A 16367-nucleotide genomic window follows, 5' to 3' on the forward strand; every position below is an offset into this window, starting at 1 on the left:
GCGCCGCGACGATGACAGCGCCGGCCACCGCCCTGAAGCATACGGCGCAGAACGGCGCTGCCGAAGCCATCCACGTCGAGAACCTGCACAAGAATTTCGGCAAGCTGCATGTATTGAAGGGCGTTTCGCTGTCGGCGCGCGATGGCGAGGTGATCGCCATCATCGGCGGCAGCGGCTCGGGCAAATCGACGCTGCTGCGCTGCATCAACTGCCTGGAGAACCCGACCAGCGGCATCATCCGGGTCAATGGCGAAGAGATAAAGCTGAAGGCCGACAGCTACGGCCACACCGTGCCCGCCGACCGCAAGCAGATCGAACGCATCCGCTCCAAGCTCGGCATGGTCTTCCAGAACTTCAATCTGTGGAGCCACATGACGTTGATCGAGAACGTCATCGAGGTTCCCGTGCATGTGCTCGGCGTCAAGCGCGATGTGGCGATCGGCGAGGCGGAAAAATTGCTCGCCCGCGTCGGCCTGGCCGAAAAACGTGACGTCTATCCCGCCTATCTGTCGGGCGGCCAACAGCAGCGCGCCGCGATTGCCAGGGCGCTGGCCATCAATCCGCGCGTCATGCTGTTCGATGAGCCGACCTCGGCGCTCGACCCGGAGCTGGTCGGCGAGGTGCTGAAGGTGATCGGCGACCTGGCGCGCGAAGGCCGCACCATGGTGCTGGTCACCCATGAGATGAAGTTTGCCCGCGAGGTCGCGACGCATGTCGTCTACCTCCATAACGGGCTGGTCGAGGAAGAGGGGCCGCCGGAACAGATCTTCGGCGCGCCAAAATCCGAAAGGCTGAAGCAGTTCATCCGCAACATCAGTTAAACCGTGGGCGGACGAAAACCGGGAACAACAACAAAACTGGGAGTCATGACGATGAAGATTATTCTCAAGACCGTTGCCGCAGCGCTGCTGCTTGGCGTTGCCGCCATGGGCGTGGCCAAGGCCGATCCGGTCAAGATCGGTGTCGCTGCCGAGCCCTATCCGCCGTTCACCTCGCCGGATGCGTCCGGCAAATGGGTCGGTTGGGAAATCGAATTCATCGACGCTGTCTGCGCCGAGGAGAAGCTCGACTGCGTCATCACGCCGGTCGCCTGGGACGGCATCATCCCGGCGTTGACGACCAAGAAGATCGACGTCATCGCCAGCTCGATGTCGATCACCGACGAACGCAAGAAGACGATCGACTTCTCCGACAAATATTACAACACCCCGACCGCGATCATCGGGCCGAAGGACCAGAAGTTCGGCTCTACACCGGAGGACCTCAAGGGCAAGATCATCGGTGTCCAGGTCTCGACCGTACACGCCGACTACGCCAAGAAGCACTTCGCCGACGCGGCGGAAATCAAGGAATACCAGACCCAGGACGAGGCCAACCAGGATCTCGCCGCCGGCCGGGTCGACGCGGTGCAGGCCGATTCCATCGCCCTCGACGCCTTCCTGAAATCGGACCAGGGCAAGCAATGCTGCGATCTAAAAGGCATGGTCGCGCCGGATCTGGCCATTCTCGGGCCCGGCGTCGGCGCCGGCGTCCGCAAGGAAGACACCGAGTTGAAGGAAAAGATCAACGCCGGCATCAAGGCCATCCGCGCCAACGGCAAATATGACGAGATTTCGAAGAAGTACTTCGACTTTGATATTTACGGCTCCGACACGCAGTCGAACTGACGGCCTCATCCATGAGCGATTAACCACGCGGCTGCGATAGAGCCGCGTGGTTGGTCGAAATCCATCGACGCGAGCTTCCGCGGGCGGAAATCGCCGGCGGTTTTAGCGCCAGCAATTCGAGGGCGACGCTGATCGACGCATTTGTTCCGGCTTGGGCCGCCTCTGCCATCGCGCTTCTCTCGCCCGTGCCGCCGGGCTGGGGTGGAACGCTCACCGTCGGGCTGCTCCATACGATCGAGATCGCGGTCGGCGCCACCTGTCTGGGCCTTTTGATCGGCATCGGCGGCGCCTCCGGCAAGCTGTATGGTGGTCCGGTGGTGCGCGATCTCCTGGCAGTCTATACGACAGTCGTGCGCGCCGTGCCGGAGCTGGTGCTGATCCTTCTGCTCTATTACGCCGGCACCGACCTGATCAATCAGATGCTGACGGCAATGGGCTATCAGCGCATGGACATTAGCGGGCTGGCGGCCGGCATTGCCGTGCTCGGCTTCGTCCAGGGCGCCTATTCGACCGAGGTGATCCGCGGGGCGATCCTCGCCATTCCGCAGGGCCAGATCGAAGCCGCGCGCGCCTATGGCATGTCTCCCGGCCTGCTGCTGCGGCGCATCACACTGCCGGCGATGCTGCCGTTCGCCATACCCGGCCTTGCCAATCTCTGGCTGATCGCCACTAAGGACACCGCCCTGCTGGCGGTCGTCGGCTTTTTCGAGCTGACATTGGCGACACGGCAGGCGGCCGGCGTAACCAAAGCCTATCTGACATTCTTTATCGCCGCTGGCGCGATCTACCTTCTGTTGACGCTGGTTTCGAATCTGATCATCGGCCGCATCGAGAGCTGGGCCCGCCGCGGCATGCCCTCGCTCAAGGAGGCCCGGTGATGGCTGACCCGGCGATGACTGGCGAAGCAGCGGCCGTCGAGATAGCCGCACGCGCTTCGCTGTGGCTGAAGCCGCATCGTATCGTGCTGATCCTGATCGCGCTGGGACTGGTTTTGGCGGCGGCTGTCTTCATGCGCTGGGACTGGCTGCCTAAGTATTACGGGCTAGGACTGCTCGGCATCTGGCGCGCGCTGTGGATTCTTGCCGTCACCTGCACGCTGGGCTTCCTGCTCGCCGTGCCGCTCGGGCTGGCGCAGGCTGCCGGCTCGTTCTGGTTCGCGGCACCCGCCAAGGTCTTCTGCACCGTCATCAGAGGGACGCCGCTGCTGCTTCAACTCTGGTTGCTCTATTACGGGCTGGGCTCGCTGTTTCCACAATATCCATGGATTCGCGAGTCTTGGATGTGGCCCTATCTGAGGCAGGCATGGCCCTATGGCGTCCTCGGGCTGACGCTGTCCTTCGCCGGTTATGAGGGCGAGGTGATGCGAGGCGCTTTTGCCGGCGTGCCGAAAGGCCAATTGGAAGCCGCCCGCGCCTTCGGCATGAGCCGCTGGAAGATTTTCCAGCGAATCTGGCTACCGCAGGCCTTCTATCGCGCGCTGCCGACACTGACCGGCGAAACCGTGCTGCAGCTGAAATCGACGCCGCTGGTGGCGACCATCAGCGTGATCGATATATTCGCCGTCTCTTCAAAGGTGCGTCAGGATACCTACCTCACCTATGAACCCTTGCTGCTCCTCGCGTTGATCTATATGGCGATCACCGGCATCCTCGTCTTCACGCTAGGCAAGATCGAGGCGCGGATTCCGAACAAGATTGGTTAGGTGAAATGGTGAATGGTCAGTAGTGAGTAGCCCGTAGTGGTACCGGCTAAGTCCCATTCATCACTATTCACTATTCACCATCACCATTCCCTCGGATATCCATGGCAATCACAATGCAACTCAGTCTCGACCAGGCGACCGGGCTGTGCCGGATGGCCGCACTTGGCGCTGGCGCCAACGAAGAGGCGGCGCAGTCGCTGGCTGCCTCGATCGTCGCGGCCGAGGCGGAAGGACTGTCGACCGTCGGGCTGTCGCACTTCATCGATTATCTCGAAGCGCTGGAAGCCGGCCGCATAGACGGCAAGGCCGATCCGGTGATCACCAGGCCGGCGCTCGCGGTCTATCTCTCCGATGCGCGTAGCGGCTTGGCGCATACCGGTTTCGACCGCACGATCGATGACCTCGCCAAGGCGGCGCGGCTGTTCGGCGTCGCCATCTTTTCGCAGAAGAATGCCTATACGTGCGGCGCGCTCGGCTATTTCACCGGACGGCTGGCCGCGCAGGGATTGGTGTCGTTCGCCGCCACCAACGGCCCGGCCGTGCTTGCCGGCTCGGGCTCGGTCAAGCCGGTCTACTGCACCAACCCGATGTCCTTTGCGGCGCCCGCCGCGGAGGGGGCGCCGCTGGTCATCGACCAGTCGTCGAGCGCCACCGCCTTCGTCAACATCCGCAAGGCGGCCGAGGACGGCGAGAAGATCCCCGAAGGCTGGGCACTGGATGCCAGCGGCAATCCGACCACGGACCCGGCAGCCGCCATGAAAGGCGCCATGCTTGCCTTCGGCGGCCAGCGCGGCGCCAACATCGCGTTGATGGTCGAAGTGCTCGCGGCCGGCCTGTCTGGTGCCAACTGGTCGCTCGATGCGCCATGGTTCAGCGGCGGGCCGGACAGTCCGGGGACCGGCCTGTTCGTGCTTGCCGTCGAGCCCAAGCTGCTCGATCCGGACTTCGAAAAGCGGATGAAGGATCAGCTCGACCGGCTGCGGCGGCGCTATGGCGTGCATGTGCCGGGGCGTGCCCGGGCCGAGGCCGCGGAGAAGGCGGCGGCGCGCGGCATAAGCGCGCCGAAAGCCGTCGTGCAGCGCATTTCCGAATTCGCCGCCCGCTATTCGTCCTGAAGAAATTCGTTTATCCGATGAGCGGCTGACGAGGCCGGCCGATCCGGCAGCGCGAGCCTACTTCCCGCAATAATGATCGTTGATGACGTTCGCCGCATTCGCGTCCGGTCCTACCCTGTTGTAGGAGCAGGGTTCGGCGGCCGTCGTGAACAGGTGGTTGTCATAGTAGCGCGGGCCACCGAACAGAATGTCGATGATGTCGCCGTTGGCCGGAACGTAGCGTTCGGGTTGAGCTTGGTGGTGATGCCGGTTTGCCGCGAATGCCGAGGCACCAATGCTGCAGCCTGTTGCGAAAGCCAGAGCGAAGAGCGCAACGCGTTTTGTCGTCATCGGCAATATCCTCCATTCGGAATCAAACCATACATCTAAAACCGCCGACCGAACAAAGGTTCCTGTTCCGAATGGAGTTACCCTAAAGCCGGGCGTCGGCGGGTTTTCTGCCGTTTCGAACGGATACCGGAAATCATGCTTCAACAATGCCGGGCGACCTATGGTCACCCTTTGCCTTTGGCGCGAAACCGACTATGAAACGGCTTCAATCAAGCCATCTGGATAGCCCGCCGGAGCCAGCCATGACCGAAATCCTGCAGACCCCAAAGCTCGTCGTCGTGTTCGGCGGCTCCGGCTTTGTCGGTCGTCATGTCGTGCGGGCGCTGGCCAAGCGCGGCTACCGCATCCGGGTCGCCTGCCGCCGGCCCGATCTCGCCGGTCATTTGCAACCGCTTGGCAATGTCGGGCAGATCCAGCCGGTGCAGGCCAATGTCCGGGTGCGCTGGTCGGTCGACCGCGCCGTGCAAGGCGCCGACCACGTCGTCAATCTGGTGGCAATCGCGCATGAGGCCGGCCGGCAGAAATTTACTGCTGTCCACGAGTTCGGCGCGCGCGCTGTCGCCGAAGCGGCGCGCGCCGTCGGCGCCGGCCTTACCCATATCTCGGCTCTGGGAGCGGATCTCCACGCGCAATCGGACTATGCGCGTACCAAGGCGCTCGGCGAAAAGGCCGTTCTGGAGACGGTCCCGGATGCCGTGATCTTGCGGCCATCGATCAATTTCGGGCCGGAGGACGGTTTCTTCAACCGCTTTGCCAACATGGCCCGCTTTTCCCCAGTGCTGCCGCTGATCGGCGGCGGGCAGACGAAATTCCAGCCGGTCTATGTCGGCGACGTCGCCGAGGCTGTGGCGCATTCGGTCGACGGCAAGGTCCAGGGCGGCCGGATCTTTGAACTCGGTGGGCCGCAAGTGCTTACCTTCAAGGAATGCATGCAAGAGCTGCTTGTCATCATCGAACGCAAGCGGTTTTTGCTGCCCGTGCCATGGTGGCTGGCGAACCTCCAGGCATCAATTCTCGGGCTGCTGCCCAATCCGTTGTTGACCAAGGACCAGGTCCTGCTGTTGCGCCAGCACAATGTCGTGTCGGAAGCCGCCGTCAAAGACAACAGGACGCTCGCCGGCCTCGGGATCCAGCCGCGGTCGATCGGAACCATCCTGCCCAGCTATCTCTGGCGCTACCGCGCCGCCGGCCAGTTCCAACGCAAGTCCGCCGCATAACACGAACGGACGTCGGGTTGCCTACGCCGCGCGCCTGTTAACCTGCATAGGCAGGCCGCCTTGCGGCTGCGTCGTCAGCTTCTGCACCGGCCAGGGGCGGGTTTGCGCGGTGGTATCGAAACGATAGCGCGACAGCATGATCGCCAACGCGATGATCGCCTCCTGCATGGCGAAGCTGGCGCCGATGCAGACGCGAGGCCCGGCGCCGAACGGCAAATACTGGAAACGGTCGATCTTTTCGCGATTCCCCGGATGAAAGCGCTCCGGCATGAAAGCGTCGGGCCGGTCCCACAATTTCCGATGGCGGTGGACGACCCACGGCATCACCAGCACTGCGGCACGTCGCGGTATGTAGAGGCTGTTCCAGGTTTCGGGCTCGATCGGTTCGCGGTTGATCGACGGCGCCGGCGGATAGAGCCTGAGCGCCTCTTCGAAGGCGGCGCGGGTGAGCGGCATGGCGTCGAGCCACTTCGTCGGATCGGACTCACGCGCCAGCACCGCATTGATCTCGTGCTCGATCTTTTCGCGCTCCCACGGCGCTTCGGCAAGGCAGTAGAGCGTCCAGCCGAGCGCCCTGGCCGTAGTCTCGTGGCCGGCGCCGATAAAGGTGATGATGTTGTCCTCGACCTCGGCCCGGGTCAGCCCGCCCGGTCCCTCCGCTTTCAACAGCAGCGTGAGAAAATCCTGCGGCACCGTGTCCGGATCACGCTTCAACCGCGCCTCGCGCATTTGCACCGTGTCGGTAACGATCTTGCGGAAGTAGGCCATGGTCTTGCGGCCGCGGATGCGGGTCAGACGCGGCAGCCAATCGGGTGCCCGCAAAAGGTCTAGTGGATCGACCCGACCCATGGTCTCGAACAGGCGGTCGATCTCCTTGGCAAAGCTGCCCGGCTCGCCTGAAATCTCACCGGAAAACAGCGTCTCGGCCAGGATGTCAAAGGTAAGCAGCGTCATGTCGTGAGCGATGTCGAACGTGCCGCCGCCCTCGTAGCGCGTGACGAACTCCCGCGTGCGCCTCAGCATCGGCTCGGCAAAACCGAAGATATGGCGCGGCGTGAACACCGGCGCCATCGCCTTGCGTGAACGCCTCCACACCTCGCCCTCGGCGGTCAGCAAGCCGTCGCGCAGGATCGGCCGCAGGATCAGCTGGCGAACCGTCGCCATCTTGTAGTTCTTGGCGTTATCGACCAGCACGTGGCGAATGAGACCGGGGTCGTTGGCGATGACCAGCGGCCCGCCGATGCCGGTCACCGAAATCCAGGGCTCGTTGTAGGTCGGCTCGCCCCACAGTTCGAGCGGATTGCGATAGACGATGCGGATCATCTCCAGCGTCGAGGGCGGCGCGGTGCGCGGCTTCGGCGCCGGCGGGACGAAGGAGACGGGCTGACTGTCCATGACTTGCTCCGCTGACACCTCAATGTAGTGGCGGGCAAGGCAGGCGTCCATGTGAGCGGACGACAAGGTGATGCATCCGCTCTCTGGAATGTGACCCGGGCACCGGAAAGTGCCTGCTTGCTGTGTCCGGCTGCGTGTCTTAGGTGGCAGCACCACAGATGTCAGAACCGGCGGGAGCCTGCCTTGAAGCACCAGTTGAACGTCATCATCGGCAGCACGCGGCCGGGCCGTGCCGGACCCGTTTTCGCAAAGTGGCTGGAGAGCTTTGCGCGCGAGCATGGCAAATTCGAGCCGGTGCTCACCGACATCGCCGCCTTCAACCTGCCGGTGCTGGACGAGCCGCATCATCCGAGACTCGGCAAATACGAAAACAGCCACACGAAAGCCTGGTCGAAAGCAATCGACGCCGCCGACGCATTCGTCTTCGTGGCGCCGGAGTACAATTATTTCACCGCTCCCGCGATCGTCAACGCGGTCGACTACCTGCTCAGGGAATGGCGATACAAGCCGGCCGCCATCCTCAGCTACGGCGGTGTCTCCGGCGGCCTGCGAGCGGCGCAGGCGGTCAAACCGTTGCTGACCGCCGTCGGTGTCATGCCGATTCCGGAAGGCGTGGCGCTGCCGATGTACCAGAAGCTGCTCGACGAGACCGGCGCCTTCCTGCCCAGCGAGCAGGTGCTCGGCGGGGCCAGGACCATGCTGGACGAGCTGTTCCGCTGGAGCGAAGCGCTGAGGCCGATGCGCGCCAGCTAACAACGCGAACGGCCGAGCTCGCCGATGCCATAACTTGCTCATGCCATAAAGAGATGGAATGCTCCGGCAAATGACCGGGCCGGGGCGGTTCGATTTGCGTTTTCTGTTTGCCTTGCTGCTGATCCTCTCGACGGCCTCCGCTGCAATGGCGGAGCGGCGCGCTGCGCTGGTCATCGCCGAGAACGACTACCGGCTGATCCGGCCGCTCGCCAATCCCGTCAATGACGGCGAGATCATGGAAACGGTGCTGAGGAAGCTCGGTTTCGAGGTCTTCCTCGAAACCAACCGCGACCTGCGGCGCATGCGCCGGGCGCTTGACGATTTCCGCGAGGATGCCAAAGGCGCCGACGTGGCACTGGTGTTCTTCTCCGGCCACGGCGTCGAGATCGCCGGCGAGAACCGGCTCCTGCCGGTCGATGCAGACGCGTCGTCGCTCGCTACGCTGGAAAGGACCAGCCTGCCGCTGGAGGAGATCCGCGCGACCGTCGCCGCCACCAGCAAGGTCGGACTGATCGTGCTCGATGCCTGCCGCAGCGATCCATTCGCGGCTACGGGCGGCGAAGGCCGCGGCGCAACGGCGCTGGTAAAAGAGGTCAGCGACAAGGTCCGGCCGGGTCTTGGCCGCATCGGGCGGGCAGAAAACATCCTGTTTGCCTTCTCGGCGGCGCCCGGCGAGACCGCCGCGGATGGGACGGGCCAGAATTCGCCGTTTACCGCGGCGCTGACGAAATACCTCGGCACCGAAGGTCTCGAGATCCGCTCCGTGCTGACGCTCGTGCAGCAGGAGGTCTACGACCTCTCGCGCGGCAGGCAATTGCCCTATGTCGAGAGCGGCCTGCCGCAGCTGTTCTTTGCCGCCTCGGCCAAGGAGAAATTGCCGGAACGCGAACGCTTGTTGCTGGCCATGGCCGAGGTGACGCCTCTGATGCGCGGCGAGGTGGAGAAGATCGCCAGCGACGCCGACATGCCGTTGGCACCGCTCTATGGCGCGTTGATCAGTTCCGATGCCGGCCACCTCTCTGCGGACAGTCTGAACGCCAGGCTGCGTGAGGCAGCCGACGCCTTCGTCAAGGTGCGGAGCGAAATGCAGACGCTTGGATCCGACGATCTCAGAGTGTCGGCGTTGCGCCGGCAAGCCGAAGAGCAGCTTTCGCTGGGAGCGTTCGATGCGGCGCGCAAAAAGCTCGCCGAGGCAGCCGAGATCGACAGTGTCTCTCGCAACGCTTTGAGGGCCAATTTCGTCAGCCGCACGCTCTCCGAGGCCGCAACGCGCTATTTGTCCGGCGGGGCGGCGCGCGCCGACCTCGACTACGCCACAGCCATCAAGGACTATGAGTCCGTGCTCGCGCTTTATGGCGAAGCCGGACAGGTGGTGCTGTCGCTCGACGACGCCGACCGCTTGATCCGCACGCTGGACGAGCTCGGCAAGCTCTATACCACGGTCGGCAATATCGATGCGGCTGGCCGTGCCTTCGAGGCGCTGCAAGCCGATCTCGAGCGGCGGTCGCATCATGAAACCGATCCCAGCGTGAAGCGCGACTTCGCCGTCAGCCACATCAAGCTCGGCAATGTGCGGATGGCCCAAGGCAATCTGCCGACAGCGCTGCAAAACTATGAGACGGCCAAAACCATTCTGCAGGGCCTGACCGAGGCAGAACCGGATAATCTGGACTGGTTCGGCGACCTCGCCATGGCCGACGACAAGATCGGCAACGTATTGGCGACGCAAGGCGATCTGGCCGGCGCCGCAGAGGTCTACCAGGAAAGCCTGTCGATCAAGAAGCAGCTCGCCGCCGGAGAGCCCGACCGTGCCGAACTGCAGCGCGACCTGACCATCACCTACGATGAGATCGGTCACCTTGCCCATATCGCAGGTCAACTGGACAACGCACAGGCGGCCTATGAAGAGAGCCTGAAGGTGCGGCTGGCGCTGGCCGCGGACAAACCGGGGGACGCCGACCGGCAGCGTGACGTCTCGGTCAGCCACGATACGATAGGCGACCTGCTGCGCGAACGCGGCGACGCTGCCGGGGCGCTAGCTGCCTACAAGGAGGGCCTGGCGATCGTCAAGCAACTGGCGAAACGCGATCCGGACGACACCGAGCTGAAACGCGACCTGTCGGTCGGCAATGCCAAGATCGGCAACGCGCTGAGCGACCGGCAGAATTGGCAGGCGGCACTTTCGGCTTATCGTGAGGCACTTTCGCAGGCCAGCGCGCTCGCCGCCGGCGACCCGAACAACACCGAATGGCAGCGCGACCTGTCCGTATGCATCGAGAAAGTCGCCGGCGTCCTGGCTATACAGGGCGACCACAAAGGCTCGCTGAAAGCCTATCTGGACAGCTACGCGATCGCGCAGCGGCTGGCGAAGCTCGATCCCGCCAATTCCGACTGGCAGCGGGACTTGTCGATAACGCTGTCCGAGATCGCCACGCTGCGCCTCAGGCAGCGCGACGTCAGGGGGGCGCGGCAAGCCCTTCAGGACAGCCTGGCCATTCGTGAGAAACTTGCCCGGTCCGATCCGGACAACGCCACCTGGCAGCGCGACCTTGTGGTCGCCTATATCGACTACGCGCAAGTCGCTAAGGACCCGAAGGCCGTGCTTTCCAAGGCGCTCGACATGACGCTCGAACTCGACCGGACCGGTCGGCTAGCGCCGCGATACAAGTTCATGGTCAAGTTTCTGCGTGAGCGGCTGGCCAGGATCGAAGCCAAGCGGCGGTAGCCGGCCGACGCCACGGTCATTCCGTTCGGAAATGCCTGCAAACCTTGGAAAAACCGCCTTTTGCGCCTATATCTACGACATTAGAAATGCGCGATTCGAAGCCGATTTTTCGCGCTCTGCACACGGCATCAATCAGACAGGTTTTCATGAGCGACCAGACCGACATCGCCAACGGCGTTGAAGCCGAATACGGCGCCGATTCCATCAAGGTTTTGAAGGGCTTGGATGCCGTTCGCAAGCGGCCGGGCATGTATATCGGCGACACCGACGACGGCTCGGGCCTGCACCACATGGTCTATGAAGTCGTCGACAACGCCATCGACGAAGCACTGGCCGGCCATGCCGACCTGGTGACGGTGACGCTCAATCCGGACGGATCGGTGACGGTCATCGACAATGGCCGCGGCATTCCGACCGATATCCACACCGGCGAAGGCATTTCGGCGGCCGAAGTGATCATGACGCAGCTGCATGCCGGCGGCAAGTTCGACCAGAATTCCTACAAGGTGTCGGGCGGCCTGCACGGCGTCGGCGTGTCGGTCGTCAACGCCCTGTCGGCCTGGCTGAAGCTGAAGATCCGCCGCAACGGCCATATCTACGAGATGAGCTTCACGCATGGCAATGCCGACGCGCCGCTGCGCATCACCGGCAGTTATGAACAAGACAAGGTCCCCGGCACCTATGAAGGGCGCAGCGGCAGCGAAATCACGTTTTTGCCGTCGTCCGAGACCTTCACCATGGTCGAGTTCGACTACGGTACGCTGGAGCACCGGCTGCGCGAACTCGCCTTCCTGAACTCCGGCGTGCGCATCGTTTTGACCGATGCCCGCCATGCCGACATCGTGCGCCATGAATTGCACTACGATGGCGGCCTCGAAGAATTCGTCCGATATCTCGACCGGACGAAGAAGCCGTTGCTCGATAAGCCGATCTCGATCCGCGCCGAGCGCGACGGCATCACCGTCGAAGTCGCCATGTGGTGGAACGACAGCTACCATGAAAACGTGCTGGCCTTCACCAACAACATCCCGCAGCGCGACGGCGGCACGCACCTTGCAGGCTTTCGCGGCGCGCTGACACGCCAGATAACCGGCTATGGCGACTCCTCGGGCCTGACCAAGAAGGAAAAAGTGGCGCTGATCGGCGACGATTGCCGCGAAGGGCTCACCGCGGTGCTGTCGGTCAAGGTTCCCGACCCGAAATTCTCCTCGCAGACCAAGGACAAGCTGGTGTCGTCCGAGGTCCGCCCGGTGGTCGAAGGGCTTGTCAACGAAGCGCTCGGCACCTGGCTCGAGGAGCACCCGACCGAGGGCAAGTCGGTCATCGAGAAGGTCATCCAGGCAGCTGCCGCGCGCGAGGCCGCGCGCAAGGCACGCGACATCACCCGCAAGAGTTCGCTCGGCGTCACCTCGTTGCCCGGCAAGCTGGCCGATTGCCAGGAGCGCGACCCGGCGAAATCCGAGATCTTCATCGTCGAGGGCGACAGCGCCGGCGGCTCGGCCAAGGGCGGCCGTTCGCGCCAGAACCAGGCAATTCTTCCGCTGCGCGGCAAGATCCTCAATGTCGAGCGCGCCCGCTTTGACCGCATGCTCGGCTCCGACATGATCGGCACGCTGATCACCGCGCTCGGCACCTCGATCGGCAAGGACGAGTTCAACGCCGACAAGCTGCGCTACCACAAGATTATCCTGATGACCGACGCCGATGTCGACGGCGCCCACATCCGCACCTTGCTGCTGACCTTCTTCTTCCGGCAGATGCCGGAACTGATCGAACGCGGTCATCTCTACATCGCGCAGCCGCCGCTCTATAAGGTGACGCGCGGGAAGAGCTCGCAATACATCAAGGACGAAGCCGCCTTCGAGGAATTCCTGATCGGCTCCGGGCTGGAAGAAGCGTCGCTTGCGCTCAGCACAGGCGAGGTGCGGGCCGGACAGGACTTGCGCAGTGCCATTGACGACGCCCTAGCTGTCCGCCAGCTCATCAACGGATTGCATACCCGCTATAACAGGGGCGTGGTCGAGCAGGCGGCGATCGCCGGCGCGCTCAACCCGGAGATCTTCACCGATCTCGGCCGCGCCAACGAGACGGCCGAGCGTGTTGCGCGCCGTCTCGACATTATCGCCGAGGATACCGAGCGCGGCTGGATCGGCCGCATGTCGACCTCGAACGAGGGCATTGGCGGCTATGTCTTCGAGCGCACGGTGCGCAGCGTCAAGGAGTTCGCACATCTCGACCTGGCGCTGATCAATTCCGCCGACGCACGCCAGCTCGACCGCTATGCGCCGCGCCTGGCAGAAGTTTACGGCGAGCCGCCGGTGCTGCGCCGCAAGGATGTCTCAGAAAACATTTCCGGGCCGCTGGCACTGCTCAATGCCGTGTTTGCCACCGGCCGCAAGGGCCTGACCATGCAGCGCTACAAGGGCCTTGGCGAAATGAACGCCGAGCAGCTCTGGGAAACGACGCTCGACCCGAATGTGCGCTCGCTCTTACAGGTCAAGGTCAATGACGCGACCGATGCGGACTCATTGTTTTCACGGTTGATGGGCGACGAAGTCGAGCCAAGGCGCGAATTCATCCAGGAAAACGCGCTGTCGGTCGCCAATCTGGACATCTGAGCCGCCATCCAGATACCCAGCCAGCAGGCATGAAGTGCATTGGTGCGCCTTGGCGCACCAATACCGATTGCTGCAACGCAACAAAGATCACCAGGACCGCCGGAACGGAAAGGCTTTCAAGGCATTGTAGTCGATCACAATCGCCGCAGGAGGCATCCATGGGACGTGGCATTTTGCTCTGGCTTCTCGGAGTCCCGATTCCGATCATTATTCTGATTATGCTGTTTGCAAGGTAGGGGGCTTCCATGCCGTCCACCCTAACGACTGTCGACGTTTCCGCACCGACGGAATCCGCTTCCCCCGCCGTCAGCTGGGGACCAATCGTCGCCGGCGCCTTTGCTGCGTCGACGCTTACCTTCACTTTGATGCTGCTCGGCTCCGGGCTTGGGCTGAGCATGGTATCGCCATGGTCCGGCTCGGGTGCGTCAGTCACCACTTTCGCCGTTTCCACCGCCGTCTGGCTGATCGTCGTGCAGTGGCTGTCGTCGGCCCTGGGCGGCTACCTCGCCGGACGCCTGCGCACCAAATGGGTCGGCATCCACACCGATGAAGTCTTCTTCCGCGATACCGCTCACGGCTTCCTGGCCTGGGCGCTGGCGACGCTGCTCGTCGCCGGCGTGCTCGGCACGGCGCTTTCGGCCGCGATAGGTACCGGTGTCCAGGCCGCTTCGACTGTGGCATCCGGCGCGGCAATGGGCGCTTCGGCAGGTGCTGCTGCAAACGCTGGTAGCGCCTCGACTAACGACGCCACATCGTATTTCGTCGATACGCTGTTCCGCCCGGCCGATCCGGCAAGGCTCGCTGCCGCCAATCCGGAGAGCGACGCTGCGGCAACGGCACAGGCATCGCGCATTCTGCTCGCGAGTGCCGCAGCAGGCGAAATATCGGCCGAGGACAAGACCTATCTGTCAAGGCTAGTGGCCGCCCGCACAGGCCTGTCCGAAGCGGATGCCACCGCTCGCGTCGATGCGGTAATCGCCAGAGCACAGGACGCCAAGGTCAAGGCTCAGCAGGCGGCCGACACCGCCAGAAAGGCAGGCGCCACCTTCTCACTGATTGGCGCGCTGTCGCTGGTCGTCGGGGCCTTCATTGCCAGCGCGGCTGCAGCACTTGGCGGCAGGCAGCGCGACGAAGAGGAAGCGATTTTCCTGACCAATCGTTGATCGGTGACTAAGCGAACTCGGTCCGCTTCGGGAAGATTACCCTCGAAGCGGACCTTGCTTTCAACTGCCGGCGCAGCATTGTCGTGCGCTGCATCGCCCGACCGATAGCTCAGTCCTCCAGCTTGCGGCCAAGATCGACCGCATCGCGCAGCACGGCAAGGTGCGAGCGCGGCTGTGTGCCGGCCGGCGCGTTGACCTCGACGCCGCTCGCCGCCAGCGACCAGTAGAGCCTGTGCGTGAAGACGCGGCCGCGCGAGCCGCGCAGCTCGACCTGAACGTTTTCCACGCCGGGACCGAAGTTCTCCGTCATCTGCCCGGAAATCGGATCGCCCGTCAGCCAGCCATTGCCCCTGTCGAAAATATTGGTCCAGCGCGTCGCGGCAAACACCGCGCCATGATGCACCGCCCGCTGCGGCTTTCCCGAATGGCTGCGCCCTTCCTGGTAGAGCATGGTCCCGCCCGCCGCCCTGTCGGCGATCGGCGGGCATGCCGAGAACAGCCGCTCGGCGATGCCGCGCCTGAATTCGACGAGGTTATAGGTCACCAGAAACTCGCTGTGGGCCAGCGGACTGCCGAGCGTGACGAAATCGCTGATCTTCCACGACAGCGGATGATCGGCGTGGCCGACGCGAAGCTGCCGGTAGAGTTCCCATTGGCTGCGCCGGAATGCGGGGAGGTCGTCGAGGCTGTCGGGCCAAGCGGCGGCATCGGCGGCCAGCGTCGCCTTGTCGACGGCGTGGATCGCCTTCAGCCGCGCTCTGTCACGAATGGCTTCCAGCTTTCGAGGCCTGAAATCGGCCCACAATATCTGCAACAGATCATAGGCGATGATCGACCCAAGGCTGTGCGAGACCAGCACGATGCGGTCATAGGCGTCGTCCGTCATAAGGCGCTTCAGCAGCTTGAGGCCACGCTCGCGCACCAGCGCCCGCTTCTCGACCGTTGCCGCTTCGGCCCGCACATAAGCGGCGACATCGCCGAAATAAGGCAAGCCAAACTGGTCCACCAACCAGATGACGAACGACGCCAGAACCGTGACAAGCACGCCGGTCGTCCAGGAGATGTAGCCTTGCCAGGCCGACGTTGCGAGCGCCAGCGCCGCGCCGAGGACGACGATGGTGGTCAAAAGCGTGACGACGTAGAGTTTGCGTACATCGCGCGGAATATCGGCGGGCTTGCGCCAGAGCAGGGTGGTCACCCAGGCAGCAAGGCGGCTCCGGGTCGTGCCCTGGGTGATGTCGGCCCAGTAAAGCTCGTAGAAATCGGTGCGGCGGCCATCGACATCATAGGGCGTGGTGATCCGGCGGAGTTCGTGCGAATTGGTCCGGCTGTCGGGCGTGATCCAGCTCTGGTTGATCTTCGCACCCATCGGGTCGGCCCGATCGGCGACATGGGCATAGAACGGAGCACGGGCCGGATCGTGGCTCCATACGGCCTGGACAAACCCCCTCAACGTGTCCATGGGCCGTTGTTCGCCCATGCCGTGTACGACCACCACCGCCTGGCTGCGCTTGCGTGGCGCCTTCTCTGCTGCGGTCAGATCGGCGGCCGACGATGCAGCAGAACCAGGGTCGGGCACCAGCACCTCCACGATGACGTCGCTAGCAAGACGACGGTCGGCATCGTAGCTTCAGAACCGGTAACAGCCAAGAAAAAGCCCGGCGCGGAGCCGGGCTGTATTC

13 protein-coding genes are annotated in these 16367 nt (G+C 63.5%); 10 read left to right on the forward strand and 3 right to left on the reverse strand.

The window, feature by feature from the left end; translation table 11 throughout:
* Window positions 1-11: 11 nt before the first annotated feature.
* The 5 genes from NKI19_RS28195 (at window position 12) to NKI19_RS28215 (ending at window position 4484) form a co-directional block, all read left to right on the forward strand.
* Complete coding sequence (locus NKI19_RS28195; protein ID WP_023676274.1) at window positions 12-821, forward strand: ABC transporter ATP-binding protein; 810 nt, start codon at window positions 12-14, stop codon at window positions 819-821.
* 51 nt (window positions 822-872) lie between these two features.
* Window positions 873-1667, forward strand: coding sequence for a transporter substrate-binding domain-containing protein (locus NKI19_RS28200; protein ID WP_352492652.1), 795 nt, complete (start codon window positions 873-875; stop codon window positions 1665-1667).
* A gap of 167 nt (window positions 1668-1834) precedes the next feature.
* The gene (locus NKI19_RS28205; RefSeq protein ID WP_352565260.1) at window positions 1835-2545 is read left to right on the forward strand and encodes an ABC transporter permease; all 711 of its coding nucleotides are present in this window, start codon (window positions 1835-1837) and stop codon (window positions 2543-2545) included.
* Window positions 2545-3369, forward strand: a complete 825-nt coding sequence (locus NKI19_RS28210) for an ABC transporter permease (RefSeq protein ID WP_473557698.1) — start codon at window positions 2545-2547, stop codon at window positions 3367-3369. Before NKI19_RS28205 ends, NKI19_RS28210 begins: the two co-directional genes overlap by 1 nt.
* Window positions 3370-3482: 113 nt before the next feature.
* Entirely contained in the window at window positions 3483-4484 is a 1002-nt protein-coding gene (locus NKI19_RS28215) for an Ldh family oxidoreductase (RefSeq protein ID WP_352492685.1), read from the forward strand.
* Window positions 4485-4541: 57 nt separating this feature from the next.
* On the opposite strand, the gene NKI19_RS28220 is transcribed toward NKI19_RS28215, so the two are convergent.
* Window positions 4542-4958, reverse strand: coding sequence for a hypothetical protein (locus tag NKI19_RS28220; RefSeq protein ID WP_352565247.1), 417 nt, complete (start codon window positions 4956-4958; stop codon window positions 4542-4544).
* Between the two features lie 98 nt (window positions 4959-5056).
* Between NKI19_RS28220 and NKI19_RS28225 the strand changes: the two genes are divergently transcribed.
* Window positions 5057-6031 carry a complex I NDUFA9 subunit family protein gene (locus NKI19_RS28225; RefSeq protein ID WP_352492654.1) on the forward strand — a complete coding sequence of 325 codons (975 nt, stop codon included), beginning with the start codon at window positions 5057-5059 and terminating at the stop codon, window positions 6029-6031.
* A gap of 21 nt (window positions 6032-6052) precedes the next feature.
* Here the strand turns inward: NKI19_RS28225 and NKI19_RS28230 are convergent, their stop codons facing one another.
* Window positions 6053-7426 carry a cytochrome P450 gene (locus tag NKI19_RS28230; protein WP_352492655.1) on the reverse strand — a complete coding sequence of 458 codons (1374 nt, stop codon included), beginning with the start codon at window positions 7424-7426 and terminating at the stop codon, window positions 6053-6055.
* Between the two features lie 183 nt (window positions 7427-7609).
* Between NKI19_RS28230 and NKI19_RS28235 the strand changes: the two genes are divergently transcribed.
* From NKI19_RS28235 to NKI19_RS28250, 4 genes are all read left to right on the forward strand, one after another.
* Complete coding sequence (locus tag NKI19_RS28235; RefSeq protein WP_352565249.1) at window positions 7610-8179, forward strand: NADPH-dependent FMN reductase; 570 nt, start codon at window positions 7610-7612, stop codon at window positions 8177-8179.
* A 58-nt stretch (window positions 8180-8237) separates the two neighbouring features.
* A complete protein-coding gene (locus NKI19_RS28240; protein ID WP_352565251.1) occupies window positions 8238-10904 on the forward strand; it encodes a caspase family protein in 2667 nt (888 codons plus the stop codon).
* Window positions 10905-11050: 146 nt separating this feature from the next.
* Window positions 11051-13522 (forward strand): DNA topoisomerase (ATP-hydrolyzing) subunit B, encoded by a 2472-nt coding sequence (gyrB, locus tag NKI19_RS28245; RefSeq protein ID WP_352492658.1) that lies wholly within the window; start codon window positions 11051-11053, stop codon window positions 13520-13522.
* A 245-nt stretch (window positions 13523-13767) separates the two neighbouring features.
* Window positions 13768-14685 carry a hypothetical protein gene (locus tag NKI19_RS28250; protein ID WP_352492659.1) on the forward strand — a complete coding sequence of 306 codons (918 nt, stop codon included), beginning with the start codon at window positions 13768-13770 and terminating at the stop codon, window positions 14683-14685.
* Window positions 14686-14794: 109 nt separating this feature from the next.
* On the opposite strand, the gene NKI19_RS28255 is transcribed toward NKI19_RS28250, so the two are convergent.
* Window positions 14795-16264 (reverse strand): hypothetical protein, encoded by a 1470-nt coding sequence (locus NKI19_RS28255; protein WP_352492660.1) that lies wholly within the window; start codon window positions 16262-16264, stop codon window positions 14795-14797.
* Between the last annotated feature and the right edge of the window lie 103 nt (window positions 16265-16367).

This window comes from Mesorhizobium sp. M0751 (assembly GCF_040320265.1).
Taxonomy (GTDB): domain Bacteria; phylum Pseudomonadota; class Alphaproteobacteria; order Rhizobiales; family Rhizobiaceae; genus Mesorhizobium.